The sequence below is a fragment of the Methylophilus sp. QUAN genome (assembly GCF_015354445.1).
Classification (GTDB): domain Bacteria; phylum Pseudomonadota; class Gammaproteobacteria; order Burkholderiales; family Methylophilaceae; genus Methylophilus.
The window spans coordinates 199,823-215,362 of the sequence record NZ_JADKYT010000003.1 but is presented as its reverse complement, the minus strand read 5'-3'; the positions used below and the strand labels follow the sequence as shown (position 1 = coordinate 215,362).

Annotated in this window: 19 protein-coding genes; 16 read left to right on the top strand and 3 right to left on the bottom strand. The window is 53.1% G+C overall.

Features of this window, described 5'->3' with window-relative positions; genetic code table 11:
* The first annotated feature begins 77 nt into the window (after positions 1–77).
* Positions 78–995, top strand: coding sequence for a branched-chain amino acid transaminase (locus INP79_RS13425; protein ID WP_370583286.1), 918 nt, complete (start codon positions 78–80; stop codon positions 993–995).
* A gap of 35 nt (positions 996–1,030) precedes the next feature.
* Positions 1,031–1,219, top strand: a complete 189-nt coding sequence (locus INP79_RS13420) for a zinc-finger domain-containing protein (RefSeq protein ID WP_019883330.1) — start codon at positions 1,031–1,033, stop codon at positions 1,217–1,219.
* An 866-nt stretch (positions 1,220–2,085) separates the two neighbouring features.
* On the opposite strand, the gene murI is transcribed toward INP79_RS13420, so the two are convergent.
* Positions 2,086–2,868 carry a glutamate racemase gene (gene murI, locus INP79_RS13415; protein WP_194754757.1) on the bottom strand — a complete coding sequence of 261 codons (783 nt, stop codon included), beginning with the start codon at positions 2,866–2,868 and terminating at the stop codon, positions 2,086–2,088.
* A 62-nt stretch (positions 2,869–2,930) separates the two neighbouring features.
* On the opposite strand from murI, the gene INP79_RS13410 reads away from it, so the two are divergent.
* The 5 genes from INP79_RS13410 to panB all read left to right on the top strand — a co-directional run bounded on the left by INP79_RS13410 (position 2,931) and on the right by panB (position 6,883).
* Complete coding sequence (locus tag INP79_RS13410) at positions 2,931–3,482, top strand: cob(I)yrinic acid a,c-diamide adenosyltransferase (protein ID WP_194754756.1); 552 nt, start codon at positions 2,931–2,933, stop codon at positions 3,480–3,482.
* Positions 3,483–3,518: 36 nt separating this feature from the next.
* Entirely contained in the window at positions 3,519–4,865 is a 1,347-nt protein-coding gene (pcnB, locus tag INP79_RS13405) for a polynucleotide adenylyltransferase PcnB (RefSeq protein WP_194754755.1), read from the top strand.
* The gene (gene folK / locus INP79_RS13400) at positions 4,865–5,350 is read left to right on the top strand and encodes a 2-amino-4-hydroxy-6-hydroxymethyldihydropteridine diphosphokinase (protein WP_194754754.1); all 486 of its coding nucleotides are present in this window, start codon (positions 4,865–4,867) and stop codon (positions 5,348–5,350) included. The genes pcnB and folK overlap by 1 nt, the downstream gene beginning before the upstream one ends.
* 22 nt (positions 5,351–5,372) lie before the next feature.
* Positions 5,373–6,011, top strand: a complete 639-nt coding sequence (locus INP79_RS13395) for a deoxynucleoside kinase (protein WP_194754753.1) — start codon at positions 5,373–5,375, stop codon at positions 6,009–6,011.
* Between the two features lie 62 nt (positions 6,012–6,073).
* The gene (panB, locus tag INP79_RS13390) at positions 6,074–6,883 is read left to right on the top strand and encodes a 3-methyl-2-oxobutanoate hydroxymethyltransferase (protein ID WP_194754752.1); all 810 of its coding nucleotides are present in this window, start codon (positions 6,074–6,076) and stop codon (positions 6,881–6,883) included.
* A gap of 28 nt (positions 6,884–6,911) precedes the next feature.
* Here panB and INP79_RS13385 read toward each other — a convergent pair whose 3' ends face one another.
* A complete protein-coding gene (locus INP79_RS13385; RefSeq protein ID WP_228520008.1) occupies positions 6,912–7,286 on the bottom strand; it encodes a hypothetical protein in 375 nt (124 codons plus the stop codon).
* Between the two features lie 342 nt (positions 7,287–7,628).
* Positions 7,629–8,303, bottom strand: a complete 675-nt coding sequence (locus tag INP79_RS13380) for a PEP-CTERM sorting domain-containing protein (RefSeq protein WP_194754751.1) — start codon at positions 8,301–8,303, stop codon at positions 7,629–7,631.
* Between the two features lie 169 nt (positions 8,304–8,472).
* Here INP79_RS13380 and tsaB point away from each other — a divergent pair, with 169 nt between their 5' ends.
* The 9 genes from tsaB (at position 8,473) to INP79_RS13335 (ending at position 15,507) form a co-directional block, all read left to right on the top strand.
* On the top strand, positions 8,473–9,174 hold the full coding sequence (gene tsaB, locus INP79_RS13375) for a tRNA (adenosine(37)-N6)-threonylcarbamoyltransferase complex dimerization subunit type 1 TsaB (protein WP_194755064.1): 702 nt from the start codon (positions 8,473–8,475) through the stop codon (positions 9,172–9,174).
* A gap of 5 nt (positions 9,175–9,179) precedes the next feature.
* A complete protein-coding gene (gene rimI, locus INP79_RS13370; protein ID WP_228520006.1) occupies positions 9,180–9,641 on the top strand; it encodes a ribosomal protein S18-alanine N-acetyltransferase in 462 nt (153 codons plus the stop codon).
* A gap of 13 nt (positions 9,642–9,654) precedes the next feature.
* On the top strand, positions 9,655–10,305 hold the full coding sequence (locus INP79_RS13365; protein ID WP_370583275.1) for a hypothetical protein: 651 nt from the start codon (positions 9,655–9,657) through the stop codon (positions 10,303–10,305).
* Between the two features lie 78 nt (positions 10,306–10,383).
* The gene (locus INP79_RS13360; protein WP_194754750.1) at positions 10,384–10,980 is read left to right on the top strand and encodes a LemA family protein; all 597 of its coding nucleotides are present in this window, start codon (positions 10,384–10,386) and stop codon (positions 10,978–10,980) included.
* Positions 10,981–10,989: 9 nt separating this feature from the next.
* Entirely contained in the window at positions 10,990–11,862 is an 873-nt protein-coding gene (locus INP79_RS13355) for a YgcG family protein (protein ID WP_194754749.1), read from the top strand.
* Between the two features lie 8 nt (positions 11,863–11,870).
* Entirely contained in the window at positions 11,871–12,380 is a 510-nt protein-coding gene (locus INP79_RS13350; RefSeq protein WP_194754748.1) for a TPM domain-containing protein, read from the top strand.
* A gap of 25 nt (positions 12,381–12,405) precedes the next feature.
* Complete coding sequence (locus INP79_RS13345; RefSeq protein ID WP_370583273.1) at positions 12,406–13,023, top strand: hypothetical protein; 618 nt, start codon at positions 12,406–12,408, stop codon at positions 13,021–13,023.
* Positions 13,024–13,091: 68 nt separating this feature from the next.
* Entirely contained in the window at positions 13,092–14,801 is a 1,710-nt protein-coding gene (locus tag INP79_RS13340) for a proline--tRNA ligase (RefSeq protein ID WP_194754747.1), read from the top strand.
* Positions 14,802–14,865: 64 nt separating this feature from the next.
* Positions 14,866–15,507 (top strand): lytic transglycosylase domain-containing protein, encoded by a 642-nt coding sequence (locus tag INP79_RS13335; protein ID WP_194754746.1) that lies wholly within the window; start codon positions 14,866–14,868, stop codon positions 15,505–15,507.
* The last annotated feature ends 33 nt before the right edge of the window (positions 15,508–15,540 follow it).

The window sequence follows — 15,540 nt, the reverse complement described above, 5'->3', positions numbered from 1 at the left end:
GGCGCAGATTAGTTTACAATACTGGTTTTTGATGACTGACGGATTAAAGGCGAGTTTAAATGGCAATACCGAGTTCGATGGCAGACCGTGACGGCGTTATCTGGTACGACGGCAAAATGGTCAACTGGCGTGACGCCACCACCCATGTATTAACCCACACCCTGCACTACGGCATGGGCGTGTTTGAAGGGGTGCGTGCCTACAAAACCGACAAGGGCACCGCGATTTTCCGCCTCAAAGAGCACACTGACCGCTTGTTCCGCAGTGCGCATATCCTGGGCATGAAAATGCCGTTTGATAAAGAGACGATCTCCGAAGCGCAAAAAGCTGCGGTGCGTGAAAACAACTTGGAATCTGCCTACCTGCGCCCAATGGCGTTTTACGGTGCAGAAGCCATGGGTATCTCCGCCAAAACCTTGTCCACGCACGTCATCGTCGGTGCCTGGAGCTGGGGTGCGTACATGGGTGAAGAAGCGATTACCAAAGGTATCCGGGTGAAGACGTCTTCATTTGCACGTCACCACGTGAACATCACCATGTGTAAGGCCAAGGCCAACGGCAACTACATGAATAGCATCCTGGCGCACCAGGAAGCCGCACAAGATGGTTACCAGGAAGCCCTGTTGCTGGACGTAGACGGTTTCGTCGCTGAAGGTTCCGGTGAAAACATTTTCATCATCCGTAATGGCAAACTGTATACGCCAGACCTGACCTCCGCGCTGGAAGGCATCACCCGCGACACCATCATCCACCTGGCGAAAGTAGAGCTGGGCCTGGAAGTGATCGAGAAACGCATTACCCGTGATGAAGTCTACAGCGCTGATGAAGCCTTCTTCACTGGTACTGCGGCTGAAGTGACGCCTATCCGTGAACTGGACAACCGTGCGATTGGTGCTGGCACGCGTGGTCCGATCACCGAAAAACTGCAAAGCCTGTATTTCGATGTGGTGAAAGGCAAAAATGCCAAGTACGCACATTGGCTGACTTTGGTTTAACTGATTGGCAACTGCCTGTTTGCTGGAGAGTTTGAATGTCTGATGTCAAAGAGTTTGAAGTAGACGGCAAAGACTTGCCATTGCATTGCCCGACCAAAGATACGCCTTTGTGGGATGCACATCCAAGGGTGTTTCTGGATGTGGCGAAAACGGGGCAGGTGTCTTGTCCGTATTGTGGGGCTAAATATAAGTTGAAGCCCGGGACGCAGGTGCATCACCATTAAGTAGAAAAAACCCACGCATTGCGTGGGTTTTTTGTTTATGGGTTTTGCGCGTGAATTGGGCAGGTTTGAAAAAATGATTCTTTGGATGGTTGAATAGCCTGTGTTTGTTGGATTGATTGTCGCGTGGAACAGCGTTCTGGCTTTATTGGATGTTTTGTAAAAAATTATTCTTTAGGGGGGGGGGCATTGACCGGTTGATTTGGTATTTTGTTTCGCCTTTTTGGCGAGTTACTTTTCTTTGCTTGCACAAAGAACAAGTAACCAAAAGAAAGTGCACCCCAGCTTCCGCTTGATTCCTGCGCTACTCGGCTTGCCGGGCGTCCATCGAAACTCGCCCTGACAAGCCACACACTTCGTGGCTTGTTGCGGAACTCGGACAGCCGATGGCCGAGAACTCCCGTCAACCCTGCGTTGCTCGGCGCGGCAGATGGGGACCCCGAAAACCAGTGAGCGCCACTATGGTCGGACTGAACAAATTAATCTGATTTCCAACCGTTGAGATTTCTACAATGTGAGTTTGGTGAGATCAATCCCATTCCATCACGCTGAGTAGTGGAGACAAAATAAGAGTAGAGGGAGCGACTGACCGAATCCCGCAGCAGCTCACGGGGTTTGTGAGCTGCCAGGTTGAGTTTCGTGACCGCTTATGCCTAAGTCCGGCAAAGCAACGGACGAAAGTCCTAATTTGAGCAACGCAAGGTAGCCGCAGGCCGTGATGGCTGGGTGTCTTCCTCTTTGGTTACTTTCTGGGGGGCAAGCACCAGAAAGTGACTCGCCAACAAGGCGAAAGAAAATGCTAGCTGAAGCTCGCCAAAGCATGCAAATTCAACAGAATCTCTTTCTATTACACTTTAACTTGAGTTGAACTAAGCAGTTTGACTCCACAATTGCAGCATCACCCGTTGTGTCTCTTCCGTTCCACTTGTTAAAAACACATAATCGCCAGCTTCCGTTGCTGCATTGAGCATTTGTCTTTGCTCTAACACCTGTTGCAAGCGCTTGGCCACGGCAGCGCCGGTATCGATCAAGGTGACATCAGGCCCAACTATTTGTTGAATGTATTGACTCACAAACGGGTAGTGCGTGCAGCCGAGCACGATGGTATCCGCACCGGCCGCCATGAGTGGTTGGCAATATTGTTTTAACAAGGCTTGTGTCTGCGGTGCATCCAATTGGCCTTGTTCTATGCATTCCACTAATCCAACACAAGCTTGGGTGACGACTTGCACGTTCTGGCCATAATGCTCAAGCAAGGCGGCGAATTGGGCACTTTGCAAGGTGCCAGTGGTGGCGAGTACACCGATGATGCCGTTTTTGCTGGCGGCTGCCGCGGGCTTAACGGCGGGCTCCATGCCGATAATCGGCAGGGTGTAGTGTTGGCGCATGCTGCCGATGGCGGCGGCCGTGGCGGTGTTGCAGGCGACGACCAGGGCTTTGGCGCCTTGGGCGATCAGGGTGTTGGCGACAATTTCGCAGCGTTGCTGGATTTCTGTGGCGGTTTTGTTGCCGTAGGGGGCGTGTGCACTATCAGCAAAGTAGATGAAATGCTCGTGTGGAAGTTGGCTTGTGAGGTGCTTGAGCACGCTGAGGCCGCCGACCCCGGAATCCATCACCCCGACTGGGGCACTGACTGCAATCGCTGAGCACATCGAAATGGCACGGTATGATTTATAATGACCGGATTATATCGGATTTTAGACAGGTGTCAGGCATGGCCAACAGGCTGAGCAAGATTTACACGCGTACTGGCGATAGCGGTACCACCGGGTTGGGCGATGGCTCACGCGTGGCAAAATCTGACTTGCGTGTGGAGGCCATGGGCGATGTCGATGAGCTGAATGCGGTGCTCGGCATGTTGCTGGTTGAGGATGTTGCAGAGGATGTGCGTGACAGTGTGCTGGCGATTCAGCATGATTTGTTCGACCTAGGTGGTGAGTTATGTATGCCGGGACATCATTTTATCCAGGCCGGGCGAGTGACGTTTTTAGAGCTGACGCTGGATGCCTGGAATGAAGACCTTAGCCCGTTAAAAGAATTTATTTTACCGGGTGGCAGCCGCGCAGCCTCCGTCTGTCATTTGGCGCGTACGGTTTGCCGTCGCGCCGAGCGGGTGTTGCATGCCTTGCATGTGCAATCGCCGGTAACACCTGTGTCGTTGCAATACCTGAACCGCTTGTCTGATTTACTGTTTGTCCTCTGTCGCACGCTTAACCGGCAGGCAGGTGTGCCGGACGTATTGTGGAATAACCAACATAAACTGTAGCGCAGCCCAGGCTGGCGCTCGAAATGCAAAAAACGAATGATTAAACAATTACTGCAAAAAGTATTCCGTCGTCGTGCCAGCGCGAATACCCACACCCAACTGCCCGCGGCACAAATCATCCCGGTGGGCAAACATAAGATCAACCAGAAGCATATTAGCCAGGCGGCACTCAAGACCTGCGACCAACTGCAGAAGGCCGGTTTTCAGGCCTATATTGTCGGCGGCGCGGTGCGAGATTTGTTGCTCAATCATCCGCCCAAGGACTTCGACGTGGCGACCAATGCCACGCCTGAGCAGGTGCACAAGGTGTTTAGACGCTCGCGCATTATTGGCCGCCGCTTTAGGCTGGTGCATGTGCTGTGGGGACATGAGACGATAGAAGTTTCGACCTTTCGCGGCCATCACCTGAGTGATGGCGATGCTGAGACCAACGACAGTGGCCGCATCATCCGCGACAACGTGTTCGGCAGTATTGAGGAAGACTCGGTACGTCGTGACTTCACTGCCAATGCGCTCTATTACGACCCCAAACGCCAGGAAGTGCTGGACTTTCATCATGGCGTCGCCGATATCCGCGCCAAAACCTTGCGCATGATTGGCGATCCCGTCACGCGTTACCAGGAAGATCCGGTGCGCATGTTGCGCGCGGTACGTTTGTCGGCCAAATTGGGTCTGAAGCTGGAGCGCTCTACAGAAGCACCGATACGCAAACTGGCTGACCTGCTCGAAGATGTGCCGCCTAGCCGCTTGTTTGATGAGATGCTCAAGCTGTTCTTGTCTGGTCATGCGATTGAGAGCATCAATGCCCTGCGCGCTCAGCAGTTGCATCACGGTTTGCTGCCGTTGTTGGACGTGGTGCTGGAACAGCCGCTGGGTGAGAAATTTGTCATGCTGGCGCTGAAAAATACCGATGAGCGTATTTTGTCCGGTAAGTCTTCCAACCCGAGCTTCTTGTTCGCAACCTTGCTGTGGCATGAGGTGTTGCAGGCTTGGCAAGAAAACCAGAAGCGTGGCGAGCATATCATTCCGGCCTTGCATGAGGCGATGAATGAAGTGATCGATAAGCAGGCCGAAAAAATGGCGATTCACAATCGCTATACCGCGACTATGAAGGAAATCTGGGTGATGCAACCGCGCTTTGAACAGCGTTCTGGCAAGCGTCCTTATGCATTGCTCACCAACCCGAAATACCGCGCAGGTTATGACTTCCTCTTGTTGCGTTGCGCTTCTGGCGAATTGCCGCAAGAGCTGGGCGACTGGTGGACACGCTTTGCCGATGCAGGCACCGATGAGCGTACAGAAATGTTGCTGCCGGAAAGCGGGCCGAAAAAACGTCGCCGCAAACCGCGCAAGAAAAAGCCTGTGGGCGGGGAGTCTGCTTGATGGCGACTGCCCTGATTGCACTGGGCAGCAACTTGCAGCAACCGGAAACGCAGGTCAGCAAAGCCATTGCGGTATTGGCCAGCACGCCTGGCTTAAGCTTGATAAAAGCCTCCAGCCTGTACGCGACAGCGCCAGTGGGATATGACAACCAGCCAGACTTTATCAATGCCGTGGTGCAGGTAGCGACCGAGATGCCGGCGCCGCAATTGATGCAGTTGTTGCTTGATATTGAGCAGACCTTTGGTCGCGAGCGCCCGTTTCCTAATGCGCCACGTATTCTGGACCTCGACTTGCTGGATTATGACGGCATACAGCTTGATACCGAACTGCTCAAATTGCCGCATCCACGCATGCATGAGCGTGGCTTTGTCATTTTGCCACTGGCTGAAATTGTGCCCGACTTTGTGCTGCCACAAGGACAGACTGTTGTAGAATGGACAACAGAACACCCGCACGATGACGTGCGCAAACTGAATCCGAATTAAATCCGCTGAACGAGCAACCACCATGTTTACCCGTTTTCCTTATGTTGTGATTGAAGGGCCGATTGGTAGTGGCAAAACCACATTGGCGCGCATGCTGGCCGACAAGTTTTCAGTCGAATTGCTGTCTGAAAAAGCTGAAGCCAATCCGTTTTTGACCCGCTTTTACCAGGATGCGCAGCGTTACGCCCTACCTACGCAGTTATTCTTTTTGTTCCAGCGTTCGCGCCAGATTGAAGATATGGCACAGCGCGATATGTTTGGCCAGCCCACCGTGTCTGATTTCTTTCTCGAAAAAGACCCACTGTTCGCGCGCCTCAACCTCGATGACGAAGAGTATTCGCTCTATCACCAGATCTACCAGCACTTGCAACTCAAGGCGCCCAAGCCAGATCTGGTGGTGTATTTGCAAACGCCGGTCGATGCGCTGATGGACCGCATTGAAGAGCGCAATATCAGCTACGAGCAAGATATGCCGCGTGAGTATATTGCCCGCCTGGCTGAAGCTTATAGTGAATTTTTTCACGGCTACGATGCCTCACCGTTGCTGATCGTGAATAACGAAAAGCTCAATATTATTAAAGACCCGGAAGCCTTTAACTTGCTGATCGAGCGTATTGGCCAGATTAAGAGCAGCCGCGAATACTTTAACCCCAACTTTTAATTCAACCTGGCGGTGTGGGCCACCATCATCGGCCCGTGTTGACAGGTTGATGGCGGAAACAGATGCTGAATACCCTTCTCACAAAAGCAGGTGCGGGCGAGAAAATTGCCATGCTCACTTGCTATGACGCCACCTTTGCCAAATTGCTGGCATTGGCTGGTGTAGACGTGCTGTTGGTGGGCGACTCACTGGGCATGGTTGTACAAGGCGCTGCCAATACGCTGGACGTCACCATGCAAGACATGATTTACCACACCCGTCTGGTGGCTAAAGGCGCGCCAGCCACCGTGATCATGAGTGACATGCCGGCAGGCAGTTATGAACATGATAAAACCACGGCACTCACTAATGCGCAGACATTAATCGCGGCAGGTGCGCATATCGTCAAGATCGAAGGCGGTGGCGACATGGTTGCTACAGCACAATACCTGGTTGAAAACGGTGTGCCTGTCTGCGCGCATCTGGGATTTACGCCGCAGTCAGTTGAAAAACTGGGTGGCTATAAAATTCAGGGCAAGACTGAAGAAAGTGTGCAAATTATGCTGGCCGATGCACAGGCTATGGTGCAGGCCGGGGTGGATATGGTGCTGTTCGAGATGGTACCTGCGGCGGTGGCTGCGCATATCACACAGCGTATTGGTGTACCAACGATAGGCATAGGTGCAGGCGCTGGCTGTAGTGGCCAGGTGCTGGTGTTGCAGGATCTATTGGGAATATATACTGGTCCGGCAGATAAAGCCCCACAAGACTACAAAGCACCAAGGTTCGCGCAAAATTTCTTGCAGCAGGCGGGGAATGTGCAGCAGGCGGTGGTAGATTATGTGCAGGCAGTGAAGGCGGGGAGCTTTCCTGAGGCTAAGCATAGTTACTAGCGTTGGTTGATTGGATTGACTGAGAAGGTCATTCTTCTGATTTTTTATTTTTGGCAACATTGATAGAGTTTGCTTTTCGCCCTTTAGGCGAGTTACTTTTCTTTGCTTGCACAAAGAACAAGTAACCAAAAGAAAGTGCACCCCAACTTCCGCTTGTTTCCTGTGCTACTCGAATTGCCGGGCGTCCATCGAAACTCGCCCTGACAAGCCACACAGAACGTGGCTTGTTGCGGAACTCGGGCAGCCGATGGCCGAAAACTCCCGTCAATCCTGCGTTGCTCGGCGCGGCAGATGGGGACCCCGAACACCAAGTGAGCGCAACGGTTAGTGATTTTAAGAAACGAATCTGTTTTTTTGAACCGTTCAGATTTTCACAATGTGAGTTTGGTGAGATAAATCCCATCCCATCACGCTGAGTAGCGGAGACAAAATAAGAGAAGAGGGAGCGACTGTCTGAGCTCCGCAACAAGCCACGAAGTGTGTGGCTTGTCAGGGCGAGTTTCGTGACCGGCTTATTTTGTTGAGCAACGCAAGGGAGCCTTTAGGCCGTGATGGCTGGGTGTCTTCCTCTTTGGTTACTTTCTGGGGGACAAGCACCAGAAAGTGACTCGCCGAGAGGCGAAACGAATCGCGACAAACCACTAGCGTCACATTCAAACAATAACCTTACTCACACCTCAATAAACAAAAAGGCGTCACAGCAGCATATTCGCTGTTGCAACGCCTTTTCAAGTCGCGCTAATGATTATTTTTGCTTACGACGGCTCACAACACCCATCAACAATAAGCCTGCTGCCATCAATGCATAAGACTCTGGCTCTGGTACGGTAGAAATACTCACTGAGTCCAGGTCAAAATGCAGGTTGCTGCCACTAAAGCCCGCTGGCAGGCTGATGCCAAGCTGAACGCGACCTACCTCATCAAATACCGCATCAAATGATTGGCCTGAGAAGCTGGTGAATGCCGGGTTGGATGGATCAATGACCAGGTCAATGCGTGTCCAGGTGTTTGGTTGTACCCAGGTGGAGACGATGGCGCTCGCGCCAGGGTTGTTGCTTGGGGCGGCAATGCGGGCATAGGCTTGCAGTGCGATATCGGCATCGTGACGGAAATACCAGCTTAAGACCAAATCATCGCGCCAGTCTCCCTGAAAGGCGCCATCGCTGCATGCTGCGCTCTCGCAACGGAACAGTACGGAGACTGCGCCAAATGCGCTGGCGGTTGGGCTGGCAGTGGTGCTCAGGTAGGAGCCACCATCAGCACCGCCGCTTGCGACGATCTGGTTAGGGTTGGCACCAGTGGTCCAGCCGGAAAGACCGTCGATGAATGTTTCTGTGTAAGGGGTGGTCAGCGCGGCAGCTTGCCCGGTGAACCCCATGGTTGCGATAAATGCCAGTGTGGCGAATAAGTGACGATACATGAACCTCTCCATAGAATATTTTTTAAATAATAACAATCAATTTGATAATGAGATTGATTATTATTAATATTATCACGGTGGGGGTGTTGGTTCAAGGTTGGGAGATCGCAAGTAATCGCTGCATGAGGGGCCTTCCTTATGGCAAAATAGCGGCTTGGCGCCCTCTATGATGAAATTACTCGCACTCGAATCTTCCACCGAAACTCTATCGCTTGCCTTGCAAACCGAGGCCGGGCTCAGCACGTTTGATGAAGTCACCGGCCCGGCGGCGTCACAGCGCATCTTGCCGGAAATCCAGCGCCTGCTGGCTGCCGCGGGTGTGAAGTTGTCTGCGTTGGATGGTCTCGTTTATGGTACTGGCCCGGGCGCTTTTACCGGGGTGCGCGTCGCCGTGGGGGTGGCGCAGGGTTTGGCCTTTGGCGCTAACTTACCCGTGGTGGGCATTAGCTCAGTGCAGGCGGTGGCCGAGACTGCCTGGCAGGCATCGCAGGCGGAGAAAGTGCTGGTTTGCCTGGATGCGCGTATGGGCGAGGTTTATCACGCCGCACTTGTTCGGCAGGCGAATGGCTGGCTGGAGGTATTGCCGCCTGTAGTGTGCAAGCCGCACGATGTCCCTGTGGTTGAGGGCGCAGGCTGGGTAGGTGCAGGATCTGGTTGGCGCGTCTTTGAGCAGGCATTGTCTGAAAAGTATGCCGGGCAGCTTGTCAGTGTCTTACCCGAGGTGATGCCTATGGCCAGCGTCATGTTGGCGTTGGCTCAGCCTTTGGTTGCTGCAGGACAGACGCAAGCTGCGCAGCAAGCTGCTCCATTGTATGTGCGTAACCGTGTGGCGTTGACTGCGGCCGAGCGTGCGCAAGGACAAACGCTGTAAGCGATATGAGCGCCTTGCCCCAACATCACGTGACATTCCGCCCGATGTCTTATGACGATCTGGCCGCGATTAGCCGCATTGAACCGACGATTTACAGTCACCCCTGGACGCTGGGGAATTTCAACGATTCGCTGAATGCAGGCTACAGCGCCTGGGTGATGGAGATTGCCGGGGAGATTGTGGGTTACGGCCTGGTGATGATGGTACTGGACGAAGCGCACCTGCTGAATGTCAGTGTGGCCAAGCCGTTTCAGGGGCAGGGCCTGGGGCGTATCTTGCTGGCGCATATGATCACGGTTTCACAACGCCATCAGGCGGCCAATATGTTCCTCGAGGTGCGCATCAGCAATACCAAAGCAATTGCCTTATATGAGTCCATGGGATTTTGTGAGATGGGTATTCGCCGCAATTATTATCCAACCAACAGCGGTCGTGAAGATGCCGTCTTAATGGGGTTGGCCTTGTGAACGGGAGTGCCAGGTGAGTCTTAACCGCGAAGATATGTTGCGTGAATTAGAGTTGCTGCCAGTTTGGCGTGCGCGCGTACCTGCGCCTACAAGCTTGCAGGCGGCAACTGTTGTTGAAGCAGTGGCGACTCCGTTGGTGGCTGAGGTCGCTGTAGAGGTGGTTGCTGAGCCGGTTGTCGAGGCTGTGACGCCTGAAGTGGTTGAGCTGGAAGTGCCAGTCTCTATTGAATTTGAACAGGCGCCACAGGCGCCTTTGCCAGAGGTGAATGAGCCGCCTGAAGTCGCCGTCGAGCTGCTGGTGCAAACGCCATGGCTGCTTTATTGCTCGCAGACCGAGGATGCGCAGAGCCAGCAGTTGCTGCAAAATATTTTGCGTGCCTTGCAACTGCCACTGGAAGTGGTGACGCTGTATCAGCAACAATTAGTCTCGGCGCAGGTAGACAGCCGTTTTTGTGTGCTGTTTGGGCTGGATGCGGCTAACCGGTTTTTGGCGGCAGATCATCTTGAAATCGCTGCCGTTCGCGGCAAAATACTCACTGATGGCGATAGGCAGGTGGTGGTTACCCATCACCCGCAGGCTATGCTGGAAAATTCTTTGTTAAAGCGGGAAGTCTGGCAGGATCTGTGTTTGTTGCTGGCGAAATATGCGGAAGTGGCGGCTTGAAGAAATCTGGCCTAGCCCGCATCTAGCAGGTGAATAAGGTTTTTGTTTGAATTTAATGTTTTTTGACTGGAGTCTGACATGCGTCGATTATTAAACATGTTGTTGCTGGTAGCGACTTTAAGCCTTTCTGGCTGCGGCTATAACCAGTTTCAAAGTCTGGATGAAGAAACCAAGGCCAACTGGTCTGAAGTGTTAAACCAGTATCAGCGCCGTGCAGATTTGGTGCCTAACCTGGTGTCTACAGTGAAAGGCTATGCCAGCCACGAAGAAAAAGTGCTGACCGAAGTGACCGAGGCGCGTGCCAAAGTGGGCAGCATGCAAGTGACGCCTGAGTTGCTCAATGACCCGGATGCATTTGCCAAGTTTCAGGCGGCACAAGGCCAGTTGACCAGCGCCTTGTCACGTTTGATGGTTGTATCTGAAAACTACCCTAACCTCAAGGCCGATGCCAGCTTCCGCGATTTGCAGGCGCAGCTCGAAGGTACTGAAAACCGTGTGACTGTGGCACGTAACCGTTATATTGAGTCAGTCAAACAATACAACGTGGCGGTGCGTAGTTTCCCCAATAATTTAACTGCCATGATGTTTGGTTACCAGCCTAAGCCTTCATTCTCGGTTGAAAACGAAAAAGCGATTTCATCTGCGCCTAAAGTGGATTTTGGTGATAGCAAGTAATCGCTAACCATGGCTGTTCGCTGGAAATCTTTATTGCTTGCCGGGTGCTTGCTGTTTGGCATTGCATCCAGCCAGGCAGCCGATGGCCTGGTCGATATTCCACCACTGCAAACTGCGGTGACGGATTTGACGCAGACCTTGTCTGCTGAGGAGCAGGCGGCGCTCAACCAAAAGCTCAGCCAGTTTTCGCAACAGGCTGGCTCGCAAGTGGCCGTATTGTTGTTGCCCACTACCCAGCCAGAAGAAATCGCACAGTTTGGTATCCGGTTGGCCGACGCCTGGAAAGTCGGCCGTGACAAAGAGGATGATGGCGTCATTATTATCGTCGCTAAAAACGACAGGAAAATGCGCATCGAAGTGGGTTACGGGTTGGAAGGCGCGATCCCCGATGCCATTGCCAAGCGTATTATCAGTGAGCAAATGACGCCCGCGTTTAAACAAGGCCAGTTTTACCAGGGTTTGAATCTGGCGACAGATACCTTGATTAAATTGATTCAAGGCGAGCAGTTGCCAGCCCCCACCAAACAAGCGCGTCAGGCGCATGCGGATGACTGGATGAGCATGCTGCCTATTTTAATGTTTGCGGCGATTATTGGCGGTGCCATCTTTAAGGGCATGCTGGGCGATTTTCCTGGTAGCCTGGTGACCGGCGGTTTGTTGGGTGGCTTGGCGGGCTGGTTAGGCGCGACAGCCTTGATTATGGGGCTGATCGGCTTGGCGGCCTTTGTGTTCACGCTGGCCATGGGCGGGCGCGGGGGCGGTTCAGGCTACGGCGGTTATCCCGGTGGTTTGGGCGGCTATTCCGGCGGCAGCCGCGGCCCGGATATCTTCAGTGGCGGTGGTGGTGACTTTGGCGGCGGCGGTGCCTCCGGGGATTGGTAACACATATTATGAAACCGACACATCCTTTAAAACGCTGGTTAAAGCATGCCTGGAGTCATCTAAGGCATGTGGACGCGTTGTTCTCTCACCAGGCACTCGGCCACATAGAGCAAGCGATTGCGCAAAGTGAGCGTCACCACGCAGGTGAAATTCGCGTCGTGATTGAATCTGGCTTACCTGCGTATGCTATCCTTCGAGGCTTGAAACCGCGGCAACGCGCGATCAATTTGTTTGGTCATTTCAATATCTGGGATACCGAGCATAATAATGGCGTGTTGATTTACCTGCTGCTAGCTGACCACGATGTTGAAATCGTGGCCGACCGTGGCATACACCGGCACGTCGGAGACGCAGGCTGGCAACAAATCTGCCAGCACATGGAAGGGATGTTCAGAAGTGGGCAGTTTGAAGCAGGTGTGGTGCATGGCATACAAGCGATTGGCGAGCAACTGGCAACACATTTTCCGCCCGAGGCCGTGCCTCGTAACGAACTCTCCAACCGCGTCCTCATTCTCTAGCGCGCGTGTACTCAGCTTCTTGTTTGTGTGCCTGTTTGTGGGCACGCCAGCACACGCTGACCTGAATGATATCTACCGTATTTACCACACCAAGCCTGTGCTGACTGCATTTGAGATTTGCCAGGGCGGAGGCTGTGTACAGTCCGACATCTTGCAACTGACTGAGGCAGAGTGGGACAATGTCGTGCAGATATTCTCGCCGCTGCCAGCCAATGCAGAGGCAGAGCGTGAGGCGATTTCAAAGGCAATCGGTGCGCTCGAAGACATGGTGGGCACCAAGATCGGCACTGCCGCTGACCGCGCGGGCACCTTCAACAATAGTGACTACCTGCATCAGCAAGACTGCAACGACGAAGCCATCAATAGCACGACCTATATGCGCCTGATGCAACAGGCCGGTTTGATCCGCTTTCACGAGATTCTGGATACCCGCACCCGTAAGTTCTTTTTTACCGGCTGGCCACATAGTACGGCCGCCATCCGTGAACAAGCCACCAAGGCCGAATACGCCGTCGATAGCTGGTTCTACGATAACGGCTTTCCGGCCACCATCTTACCCATGGCGACCTGGAAAGAGGGGTATATCCCTACCGACAGTCCTATCCTGCAACGTCCACAGCAAAAAGAGCTCGCCACGGACTAGGCGCGAGTGACGCCGTCAGCGAATAAGGCTAAAATCCCGCTTTTGGATTTTAATTAAAAGTTATTCTTATGCGCGCCTCACAATTTTTCATCGCCACCCAGAAAGAAGCTCCATCGGACGCTGAACTCATCAGTCATAAACTCATGGTGCGTGCCGGGTTGATCAAAAAGCTTGGCAGTGGCTTGTATAGCTGGATGCCGTTGGGTTTGCGTGTATTGCGCAAGGTTGAAAATATTGTGCGTGATGAGATGAATAAGGCTGGCGCATTAGAGCTGTTGATGCCAGCGGTACAGCCAAAAGAGTTGTGGGAAGAAACCGGTCGCTGGGCGGTGTTTGGTCCACAAATGCTGAAAATCCAGGACCGTCATGAGCGTGATTTCTGCTTTGGCCCAACCCACGAAGAAGTGATTACTGACATCGCGCGCAAGGAAATCAGCAGCTACAAGCAGTTGCCGTTGAATTTCTACCAGATCCAGACCAAGTTCCGCGACGAAATCCGCCCACGTTTTGGTGTGATGCGCGCGCGCGAGTTTTTGATGAAAGATGCCTACTCTTTCCATACCAGTGCAGACTGTCTGGCAAATACTTACAACAGCATGCACACGGCTTACAGCAATGTATTTACGCGCCTAGGCTTGAAGTTCCGTGCAGTGAAGGCCGACTCTGGCGCGATTGGTGGCGATGGTTCACAAGAGTTTCACGTGCTGGCAGACAGCGGTGAGGATGCGCTGGCGTATTGCGAGCAGTCTGACTACGCTGCCAACGTCGAGTTGGCCGAGGCGGTTGCTACCGGTAGCAGGGCAGCCGCCAGCGAAAGTATGCGCGAGGTCGATACGCCTAAGCAAACGAGCTGCGAAGACGTCGCCAAGTTGCTGGATGTGCCTGTGAGCAAAACCGTTAAATCTGTTGCGCTGATGGTGGATGACGTATTTACGCTGGCCCTGTTGCGTGGCGACCATCAACTGAATGAAGTGAAATTTGGCAAGATTGATGGCGTGAACGATTTCCGCCTGGCGACCGAAGAAGAAATTCGCGCTAACCTGAGCTGCCCACCTGGCTTTATTGGCCCGGTCGGCGTCAACGCCAACGTGCGCGTGGTGGCAGATAGAACCGTTGCCCTAATGAGTGACTTTGTTTGTGGCGCCAATAAGCCTAAATTCCATCTGGCAGGTGTCAATTTTGGCCGCGACTTGCCAGAGCCAGCCGTGGTGGCTGATATCCGCAACGTGGTGACTGGTGATGCCAGCCCGGACGGAAAAGGCACCTTGGATTTGTGCCGCGGGATTGAAGTGGGCCATATTTTCCAGTTGCGCACCAAATATTCCGAAGCCATGCAGGCGACGTATCTGGACGAAAATGGTCAGACGCAAGTGATGGAAATGGGCTGTTATGGCATCGGCGTGTCACGTATTGTGGGCGCGGCGATTGAGCAGGGCAATGACGAAAAAGGCATTGTTTTCCCACTGAGCATGGCGCCATTTGCCGTGGTGATTTGCCCGATTGGCCTCGATAAGAGCGAGGCCGTGAAACAGGCGGCGTTTGACCTTTACGCTCAATTGCAGCAAGCAGGCGTGGATGTGTTGCTGGATGATCGTGGCGAGCGTCCGGGTGTGATGTTTGCCGAAAGCGATCTCATGGGTATTCCGCACCGTGTGGTGATTGGTGACCGTGGTTTGGCTGAAGGCAAAGTAGAATACAAAGGCCGTACTGACGCGGAGGCACAAAACTTGCCAGTGTCTGAATGCGTGGTGTTTTTGCGTGACAAACTTGGTCAGTAATTAGAGGGCGTTCATCCCTCTGTTTTGCGCTTCTGGCGCGTGCATATTGCTTAGAATGGACGGGATGAAAAAAGTATTCTTTTTCTCTTTTGTGTGTGTGCTGATTGGCCTGTGTGCATGGTCAGCCCCGACCATGGCTGGCAATCAGCAAGAGGTGCCACTGGCCAATAGCGTCAAGGCGCTGATGCAAAAGTCTGTCAGCGACCTGGCCGCGCCGCGCTTATTGTTTGACTCCGAGCAAGCGGCGCAACTCTGGTTGCAAGAAATGTCTGCGCGCCTGACCAAGCGTATCCCCGACGCACAATACCGCGAAGACTTCCTCAAGTCGGTCCATTATGAGGCCACGCGTGCCGGTTTGGATCCGCAGTTGGTATTAGGCCTGATTCAAGTCGAAAGCGGCTTTAAAAAATATGCGGTGTCCAGTGTGGGCGCCCGCGGTTATATGCAGGTGATGCCATTCTGGGTGAAGTCGATAGGCACCAACGAACATAACCTGTTTGATATGCGCTTAAATCTGCGCTATGGCTGTACGATATTGCGGCATTATCTGGACATTGAACGTGGTGATTATTACCGCGCGCTGGGACGTTATAACGGCAGCCTTGGCAAACCTGAATATCCGAATCTGGTGGTGGGTGCCTGGCGTAATCACTGGCATTATGCACCTGCTTTAGATACACCCAAGCTGAATGTTGCCAGTCAATAACCGAATAAAACAGATAATAAAAAACCGCGCCTA